The sequence below is a fragment of the Streptococcus sp. 27098_8_99 genome, assembly GCF_041431935.1.
Classification (GTDB): Bacteria; Bacillota; Bacilli; order Lactobacillales; family Streptococcaceae; genus Streptococcus; species Streptococcus parasanguinis_D.
Genome location: NZ_JAPVYQ010000011.1, coordinates 62795 through 70685, shown reverse-complemented (window position 1 = coordinate 70685; position 7891 = coordinate 62795). Strand labels below are relative to the sequence as shown.

Genomic DNA, 7891 nt, shown 5'->3' with positions numbered 1-7891 from the left:
ACTAAGAAATTGGAAGGTAAATCCCTTGAAGCTGACGCCTTCACCTTTGAATTACTTGAAAATGGCAATGTAATCCAAACGAAGAAAAATAAAGCTGACGGAACGATTCAGTTTGATGCCATTTCATTTGATAAAGAAGGCACTCACACCTACACTGTTCGTGAAGTAGCGGGAACAGATACAGACATTGACTATGATAGCATGACTACCACAGTTATAGTAACTGTTACGAAAGACGCTACTACAGGCCTTTTAAGTGCTAAGACTGAAATGACTTCAACAGGTGGGGAAGCAACTGGTACTGATGACACAATTTTCAATAATTACTTTGTAGCTCCAGTTAAAGCACAGTTCAACTTCACCAAGAAATTAGAAGGTCGTGAATTGAAGGCCGGTGAATTCAGCTTTGTTCTTAAGGACGAAAAAGGAAATGTGATCGAAACAGTAACGAATAATGCGGATGGTAAGATCCAATTCTCACCTCTTACATTTAAACGTGGTGAAGAAGGTACTTATGTTTATCATGTAGAAGAAGTGAAAGGTACTGAAGCCGGTGTCATTTTTGATCACATGATCGCTACTGTAGGTATCACAGTGAAGAAAGATGGTAAAGTGTTGACAGCGACGACTCAGTTACCAGAAGATACAGAGTTTAACAATACTGTTATTCCGCCAACACCGCCAACACCACCAACACCATCAACACCACCAACACCGCCAACACCGCCAACACCGCCAACACCACCAACACCATCAACACCGCTAACACCGCCAACACCACCAACACCACCAACATCACCAACGCCACCAGCTCCGGCACTCCCTGAAACTGGTGAAGTACAGTCAGCATCTGCTGTATTGTTAGGTGCTGCATTTGGTATGGTTGGTCTTGTGGGGATTGTGAAACGCAAAAAAGTTGAAGATTAAAGTTGATATGATCCCTATAAATTAATTAAAGAGTCAAAAATGGATGTTCATATTTGAAAATCTATATTATACAGTTTTCTAATCTTTGATTAATAGATATATATCAATGTTTATAGACATTCAAGAGAACTCTCTTGGATGTCTTTTTTTGTTTCGCTTAAACATTTTAAAACGATGGAAAATCGCATAATAGCAGTACTTATCAGAGTTTCATCGTGTAGTCGTCAAATATCTAAAGCTGCGATATTACTATTTTTGAGAAGGTTTGTATGCATTCTAAATGCACCAAAAATGGTTCGTTTTTTATGCTATAATAGGAAATAATTAAAGCAGTGCTTTTTTCTTGGAGAGGATATTAAAGTATAACATCAATAGATGATCTAACCAAATTTGGGCCTGCAAAGATTGGTGATATTTTACAAAATCGTCAATTTCGATAGACTGAATAGATTGTATCAGAGAGAAGTGTAAGTTTTTATGCAGTGAGGATTTAAGGTACACAGTAAGGGAAATGTATGAGAAAAATTTTAATTGGGCTAACTCCACCTACCTGTTTGATAGCTGATCTAGTAAGTTACCATATAAGCAAAGATGGACTTCTAAATGTCAGAGTCCTACGTCCATTCAATAGAATAACAAACATGACAAAGAACACCCAACACCCTTCGGGGGTGTTCTTTTTGTATAACTGAATTTGAAGCAAACAAAAACCCACCCTATCTTCCACGGTCAAACATGACTGTAGAAAATAGAGTGGGTCTAGGATGTTAAAGACTATTTGTCGTCTTTATGAAAGATATTTTTAACGCCCTTGATAGCTCCTTCAACAGCTTCTTTTGCATCTTCAGCAACTTCTTTTGCTTTTGAAGCAACTTTTTCAGCAGTGCCTTCAGCTTCTGTTTTTTTATCGCCGGTTAATTTACCGAAGCCTTCTTTAACAGAGCCTTTTACTTGGTTCAATTTTTCTTCTAATGACATAGCGTCACCTCCATGAAGTTAGTCGTTTATTTCTCTGAATGCAATACTGTTGATTTAAAAAAATATTCGTCTCAGATTAGAATGAGTATATTCTTTTTAAAATGGAAAGTCAAATTTTTGCTACGGTATTCTAAATACAGGATTGCCTCCTGATCCGATTGCGAATGATGAGCGACCAGTCAGTCAGGACATTTAGTTTTTCGATCAAAGAGTTGAAACGAAAGAAGCAAAAACTTTTCTGTCTCCAATGAAATAAATGGTATAATGGTCGTGAATGGAGACATCGTAACGCTGTTTTTTGAAAAAGAGAAGATAAATATGAAAAGAATCCTTACAACCTACCCTGTTATCAGTACTTTAGCTCTAATCTGTTTATCGCTCGGCCTATTGACTTCCTTTTATGGGGAAACTATGTATGACCTATTGGCTTTTCATTCAAAGTCGGTGTATGGTTGGCAATATGTCAGTGGGACCCTGATGCACGGTAGTAAAGGAGCCCCTATCTGGTTTTTATGGGTCCATTTGTTGTTAAATGGACTCATGATCCTTCCCTTCGGAGGACTGCTAGAAAGAAAAAGAGGCTCCAGACAAGTCTTAATCGTTTTTATGACGGCGACAGTCCTCTCTTCCATCGTTTTTCACTTTTTAACCCAGGAGCAGGACATTCAGGCAACAGGGATCTCTGCTGTCGGATACGCCTTTGTGACCGGAGGGGTTATGATCCTGCCAAACGTGTGGAAAGAATTTTCACGTACCGTAAAATGGCTTTATCTATTCTTAATTTTTCTATCTGGCCTCATGATCTTACCAGCAATCACCGGATGGATCTCAACGCTATTGCACCTTTCAGGGATTGTGAGTTATCTATTGGTCTTTATCGGAAGTAATATCTTGAAGGGGAGAGTTAAAAGTTCCTGATATAGTAAATGCAGGGTAGGGTCATTCCTAACAGACGCTCAAGAGGAGAATCTTGGGCGCTTTTTTTTGATAAAAATTTTTTGCATTCTTTTAATTGAAGCTATCATTGAATAGTGTCTAGTTGTATGCTATAATAATCAAAAATTGAGTGATCACTCAATTTTGTGATGGAGGTATGTATTGTATGACTGTAAAAGCGGTTCAATTTCACCGATTTGGTAATATAGATGTCTTAGAATTAGCAGAAGTAGAACCAGAACCACTAAAGGAAAATCAAGTGAGGGTCAAGGTAGCTGCCGTAGGATTAAATCCGGTGGATTATAAAATTTTTGAGGGTGTTAAACAGCTTCGGATGTTATCCCTTTTAATGAAACTAAAGCATCCTAGTAGATGGTTTGAGAAAGCTTCTTCTTTATTCCCTAGAGGAGTTGCACGTGATTTTGCTGGGACTATCATTGAAGTAGGTAAGAGTGTGACTCAGTTTTCGGTAGGAGATAGAGTCTTTGGGACGATTATAAGTGCACCTGGTCTTGGTTCAAAAAGAGGAGCATTAGCAACTGAGATTTGTGTGAAGGAGACGGAGATCGCTTCTATGCCATCTAATATTGATTTTTTGCATGGCTCAGTCTTGGGGGTTAGTTCCTTAACGGTAGGAGGAACTTTTCGAAAAATTAATATTGGAACTAAGGATACAATTGTCATTTCAGGTGCATCTGGAGGAATTGGATCGATTGCAGTACAATATGCTGTTTCAAAAGGTGCCAGAGTTATTGGAATAGCTAGTGCTGGTAATGCGGACTACCTCAGATCGATCGGTGCCATCCCGATTTCCTATCATGAATCGATCAAAGAAAAAATTCAAGAACTTTCAGGAGTAACTGTTACCAAGATGTTGGATTGTTACGGGGGAGACTATGTAAAATTAGGCTTCCAATTGGGTTTACGAGGTGATCAAATTGCTACCCTGGTTCCATCTCCTTCTGCTATCTTGAAAGGAGCTCAATTTACAGGCCCACGGCATTCACAATATGATGACTTCCTATCGCTTGCAGAGCTTGTTTCCAAAGGGGAAATTTCAGTTCGTTTGGATAAAATCTATCCATTTTCATTACCCGAAATAAAAGAAGCATACAAGGATCTTGAAAAAGGGCATACCAGAGGAAAACGTGTGATTGTGATTCAAGAGGAGTGAGGAGGAAAGGAAAATGGTTGATCTAAATCAAGCTTGTGTTCGTCATATTCAACTCATGAGATTGAGTGATAAACAAAAACGTGTTCTAATTGCCAGTTTAACCTTGTTTTCCGAAATCGGTTTTGAAAAAACTACATCGCTTGACATTGCACGCCGAGCGGAAGTATCAGAAGGGACTGTTTTTAGCTATTTTAAAACAAAAGAAGGTATACTCAATACGCTTCTTCTCTTGTTTTTTGATCAGGTCATACCTGAAACAATTGAATTGTTTACTGATCAAAAAGTTCTGTGTAACGATGAAAGTGTTACAGTTTTTTTTCGGAGTATGTTCGAAGATCGACTAAATTTTCTGATCAACAATAGAGATATTATTAAAATTCTCTTTTCAAGGTGTTTAATTGATTCATCTTTGTTTGAAAAAACAGGGAGTATCGTTCAGAACAATATTGTAACGCCACTCAATCCTATTTTAGATAACTATAAGGGGAAAGGGGAGCTGGTTAATTGGCCTAACGAACGAATCATTCGTAATATTATCTCCTTAATGCTATCTTATGCTGTGCCATCCATACTAAATAGTAAAGCAATTGATGTGGGAAAAGTTTCAGATGAGATGATTGAAATTCTAGCGAATAGGATAGTCTTGTGATTCCTATTTTATACTAAGGATGTTACAGTGAGAGAATTCTGATTTTAGTTCAATAAGGAGCTCAAAAAATGAAATGAACTCCTCTTCCTTGACTCTTCCTCTACCAGGCCGTATAATATTCTATATCAATGAAGAAATCACCTTTTGTCATTGTGCAAAGGGTGATTTTATAACGAAAAAAGGAGACACAATGGGGTATATCTCTACAATCAAAACAGCTGTTCAGCTCTTTCCTTTTTTTGCATTTTTGCTGACCTTGCCCTACATGATTTTGAATTATCGAAAATATGGTTCGGTCAATAAATTGCGGGTGCTGATTTTCTATTCTTTTATGCTTTACTTGATGACGGTCTATCTGCTGGTGATTTTGCCTCTGCCGGATCCAAGTAAGATTCATACTAGCTACTCGGAAATGGTCAATCTCCATCCCTTTGCTTTTGTGGTGGATTTTTTCAAGGAGAGCCCCTTTGATTTAGCGCAGACTGGTACTTGGATTCAAGCCCTTAAGCATCCAACTTTTTATGTGCCTGCCTTTAATGTCCTGATGTTGATTCCTTTTGGGATGTATCTACGCTATTATTTCAAGTGTGGTTTTAAGAAAACGATTCTCCTAACAGCCCTCTTTAGTCTCTTTTTGGAACTGACCCAGTTATCAGGTCTCTATTTTCTGTATCCGGGTCCTTACCGCCTAGCAGATGTCGATGATATTATTCAAAATACCACTGGTGGTGGAGTAGGCTATTTTCTCGGTTGGTTCCTGGTTTGGTTATTGCCGACAAGAGACGAAATTGACGAGCATTCTTTCCGAGTAGGAACCAGAGTATCTGGTTTCCGGATAGGTCTTGCCTTCTTGATCGACTTTGTGATGCTATCCTTGCTTTACGCGGTAATCGAGCGTTTAGAGACGATTCCTTATGTAGCGGTTTTGGTTGTCTATTTTGCCTTGATTCCTTTGTGGCGTGGCAAAACCTTGGGAATGGCTTTGTTGAAATTCCGCTTGCATTTTGACAAGCAAAAATGGCTTCGCACCATCTGGAGGGGAATCCTGGTAGTAGGTTATTTCTATCTGATTCCTCAAGGGTTGTTCTATTTGATTTCGCTCTTGAATAGCGATTTGACGGACAATTCCCTCTTAACCCTGTCCATGATTTTATTGCTCTTCTTTATGCTTTTATTGTACCTGATTCTCACTCTTGCTATCGTCTTGCTCAATCGTCGCTTTCCGTTTGATCGTCTAGCTGGGGTTGAGTATGAGAGTACGGTGCGCGTGAAGAAAGAGATCCTAAAGGATGAAACTGAATCGTCAAATTAGAGAGAGTGGGACAGAAATCGGTCATTCGTTAGAATTCGATTTCGTCGTCCCATCTCCGCACAGTTGAGTAAGGCTGTAAAAGCTGATGAAATCAGCGTAGTAGAGCCCACTCAACCACTGCGTCTTGTTCGACAATCCAAAAACAATTAAGAGGCTAGGACTTTTGTCCCAGCCTCTTAATTTTTTTATACACATTTAAAATATCCGAATGTTCCCAGTTGAGAAGGGCGATTTTAAGGGGAATGTGCTACAATGGAAGCAAATAGATAGAATGGAGCAGTGAAATGAAAGCAATTATTACAGTCGTTGGAAAAGACCAAAAAGGAATCGTAGCGGGTGTTGCAACGAAAGTGGCAGAATTAGGACTCAATATCGATGATATCTCTCAAACTGTATTGGATGAATACTTTACCATGATGGCGGTCGTATCGTCAGATGAGAAAAAAGATTTCACCCAGCTCCGTTCAGAGTTGGAAGAATTCGGTCAGTCTCTTCATGTAAAAATCAATATCCAAAGCGCAGCGATTTTTGATGCCATGCACAATTTGTAAGATAGGGGTTGAAAATATATGGACATTAAACAGGTAACAGAAACCATTGCCATGATTGAGGAGCAGAACTTCGATGTTCGGACTATCACCATGGGGATTTCGCTTCTAGATTGTATTGATCCGGATATCGAAAAGGCAGCAGAAAAAGTCTACCATAAGATTGTGACAAAGGCCAAAGACTTGGTAGCTGTGGGGGATGAGATCGCGGCAGAACTTGGCATTCCAATTGTGAATAAACGGGTTTCAGTCACTCCGATTTCTATTATCGGAGCTGCAACAGATGCGACAGATTATGTACCCTTTGCCAAGGCACTAGATCGTGCGGCCAAAGAAGTTGGGGTCAACTTTATCGGTGGCTTCTCAGCTCTGGTTCAAAAAGGCTACCAAAAGGGGGATGAAATCCTCATTAATTCTATTCCTCGCGCCCTTGCAGAGACGGATTTTGTCTGCTCTTCAGTCAATATTGGATCGACCAAGACAGGGATCAATATGACAGCTGTCCGAGATATGGGTCGTATCATTAAAGAAGCATCCCAAGCAGATCCAATGGGGCCTGGTAAGCTCGTGGTCTTTGCTAATGCAGTAGAAGATAATCCCTTTATGGCGGGAGCCTTCCATGGTGTCGGTGAAGCGGATGTCGTCATCAACGTTGGGGTTTCAGGACCTGGTGTCGTCCAACGGGCGATCGAAAAAGTTCCAGGCGCTAGCTTTGATGTATTGGCTGAAACGGTCAAGAAGACAGCTTTCAAAATCACCCGTGTCGGACAATTAGTTGGTCAAATGGCTAGTGAACGTCTCGGTGTTGAGTTTGGAATTGTTGACTTGTCCCTTGCTCCAACACCAGCTATTGGGGACTCTGTAGCCCGTGTCCTTGAAGCGATGGGGCTTGAAGTGGTAGGAACCCACGGGACAACAGCAGCCCTAGCTCTTCTCAATGACCAAGTGAAAAAAGGTGGCATCATGGCTTGTAACCAAGTCGGTGGTTTGTCAGGTGCCTTCATTCCTGTCTCAGAAGATGAAGGGATGATTGCGGCGGTCCAATCAGGTCATATCAACCTGGAAAAATTGGAAGCCATGACAGCCATCTGTTCCGTCGGTCTAGATATGATTGCCATCCCAGCAGATACTCCAGATACAACCATTGCGGCCATGATTGCCGACGAAGCAGCTATCGGGGTGATCAACCAAAAGACAACAGCCGTTCGGATCATTCCTTATGGGGAAGAGGGCGATATGTTAGAGCTCGGAGGGCTTCTTGGGTCTGCTCCGGTAATGAAGGTCAACAAGGCTTCGTCAGCTGATTTCATTGCCCGTGGTGGCCAAATTCCAGCTCCGGTTCATAGCTTTAAAAACTAAGAGAAATC

Annotated in this window: 8 protein-coding genes; 7 read left to right on the top strand and 1 reads right to left on the bottom strand. The window is 40.5% G+C overall.

Annotation, left to right across the window (positions count from 1 at the left end):
* The coding region (locus O3605_RS07465) for a streptococcal pilin isopeptide linkage domain-containing protein (RefSeq protein ID WP_371585739.1) at positions 1–927 on the top strand (927 nt) is incomplete at its 5' end.
* A gap of 774 nt (positions 928–1701) precedes the next feature.
* Here the strand turns inward: O3605_RS07465 and O3605_RS07460 are convergent.
* Positions 1702–1905 carry a CsbD family protein gene (locus tag O3605_RS07460; RefSeq protein WP_003016236.1) on the bottom strand — a complete coding sequence of 68 codons (204 nt, stop codon included), beginning with the start codon at positions 1903–1905 and terminating at the stop codon, positions 1702–1704.
* A gap of 318 nt (positions 1906–2223) precedes the next feature.
* Here O3605_RS07460 and O3605_RS07455 point away from each other — a divergent pair, with 318 nt between their 5' ends.
* The 6 genes from O3605_RS07455 to O3605_RS07430 all read left to right on the top strand — a co-directional run bounded on the left by O3605_RS07455 (position 2224) and on the right by O3605_RS07430 (position 7883).
* Positions 2224–2823 (top strand): rhomboid family intramembrane serine protease, encoded by a 600-nt coding sequence (locus tag O3605_RS07455; protein WP_371585736.1) that lies wholly within the window; start codon positions 2224–2226, stop codon positions 2821–2823.
* 184 nt (positions 2824–3007) lie between these two features.
* Entirely contained in the window at positions 3008–4015 is a 1008-nt protein-coding gene (locus O3605_RS07450) for an NADP-dependent oxidoreductase (RefSeq protein WP_277839247.1), read from the top strand.
* 13 nt (positions 4016–4028) lie between these two features.
* Positions 4029–4664, top strand: a complete 636-nt coding sequence (locus O3605_RS07445; protein WP_049497625.1) for a TetR/AcrR family transcriptional regulator — start codon at positions 4029–4031, stop codon at positions 4662–4664.
* A gap of 190 nt (positions 4665–4854) precedes the next feature.
* Positions 4855–5976 carry a VanZ family protein gene (locus O3605_RS07440; protein WP_049497627.1) on the top strand — a complete coding sequence of 374 codons (1122 nt, stop codon included), beginning with the start codon at positions 4855–4857 and terminating at the stop codon, positions 5974–5976.
* Between the two features lie 284 nt (positions 5977–6260).
* Positions 6261–6527 carry an ACT domain-containing protein gene (locus O3605_RS07435; RefSeq protein ID WP_003004214.1) on the top strand — a complete coding sequence of 89 codons (267 nt, stop codon included), beginning with the start codon at positions 6261–6263 and terminating at the stop codon, positions 6525–6527.
* A gap of 18 nt (positions 6528–6545) precedes the next feature.
* Entirely contained in the window at positions 6546–7883 is a 1338-nt protein-coding gene (locus tag O3605_RS07430; protein ID WP_371585734.1) for a PFL family protein, read from the top strand.
* Positions 7884–7891 lie beyond the last annotated feature (8 nt).

What these genes read in the sequence shown, in the direction of transcription:
- O3605_RS07460 (WP_003016236.1), bottom strand. Translation starts at nt 1,905, where the DNA reads ATGTCATTAGAAGAAAAATTGAACCAAGTAAAAGGCTCTGTTAAAGAA.
- O3605_RS07455 (WP_371585736.1), top strand. Translation starts at nt 2,224, where the DNA reads ATGAAAAGAATCCTTACAACCTACCCTGTTATCAGTACTTTAGCTCTA.
- O3605_RS07450 (WP_277839247.1), top strand. Translation starts at nt 3,008, where the DNA reads ATGACTGTAAAAGCGGTTCAATTTCACCGATTTGGTAATATAGATGTC.
- O3605_RS07445 (WP_049497625.1), top strand. Translation starts at nt 4,029, where the DNA reads ATGGTTGATCTAAATCAAGCTTGTGTTCGTCATATTCAACTCATGAGA.
- O3605_RS07440 (WP_049497627.1), top strand. Translation starts at nt 4,855, where the DNA reads ATGGGGTATATCTCTACAATCAAAACAGCTGTTCAGCTCTTTCCTTTT.
- O3605_RS07435 (WP_003004214.1), top strand. Translation starts at nt 6,261, where the DNA reads ATGAAAGCAATTATTACAGTCGTTGGAAAAGACCAAAAAGGAATCGTA.
- O3605_RS07430 (WP_371585734.1), top strand. Translation starts at nt 6,546, where the DNA reads ATGGACATTAAACAGGTAACAGAAACCATTGCCATGATTGAGGAGCAG.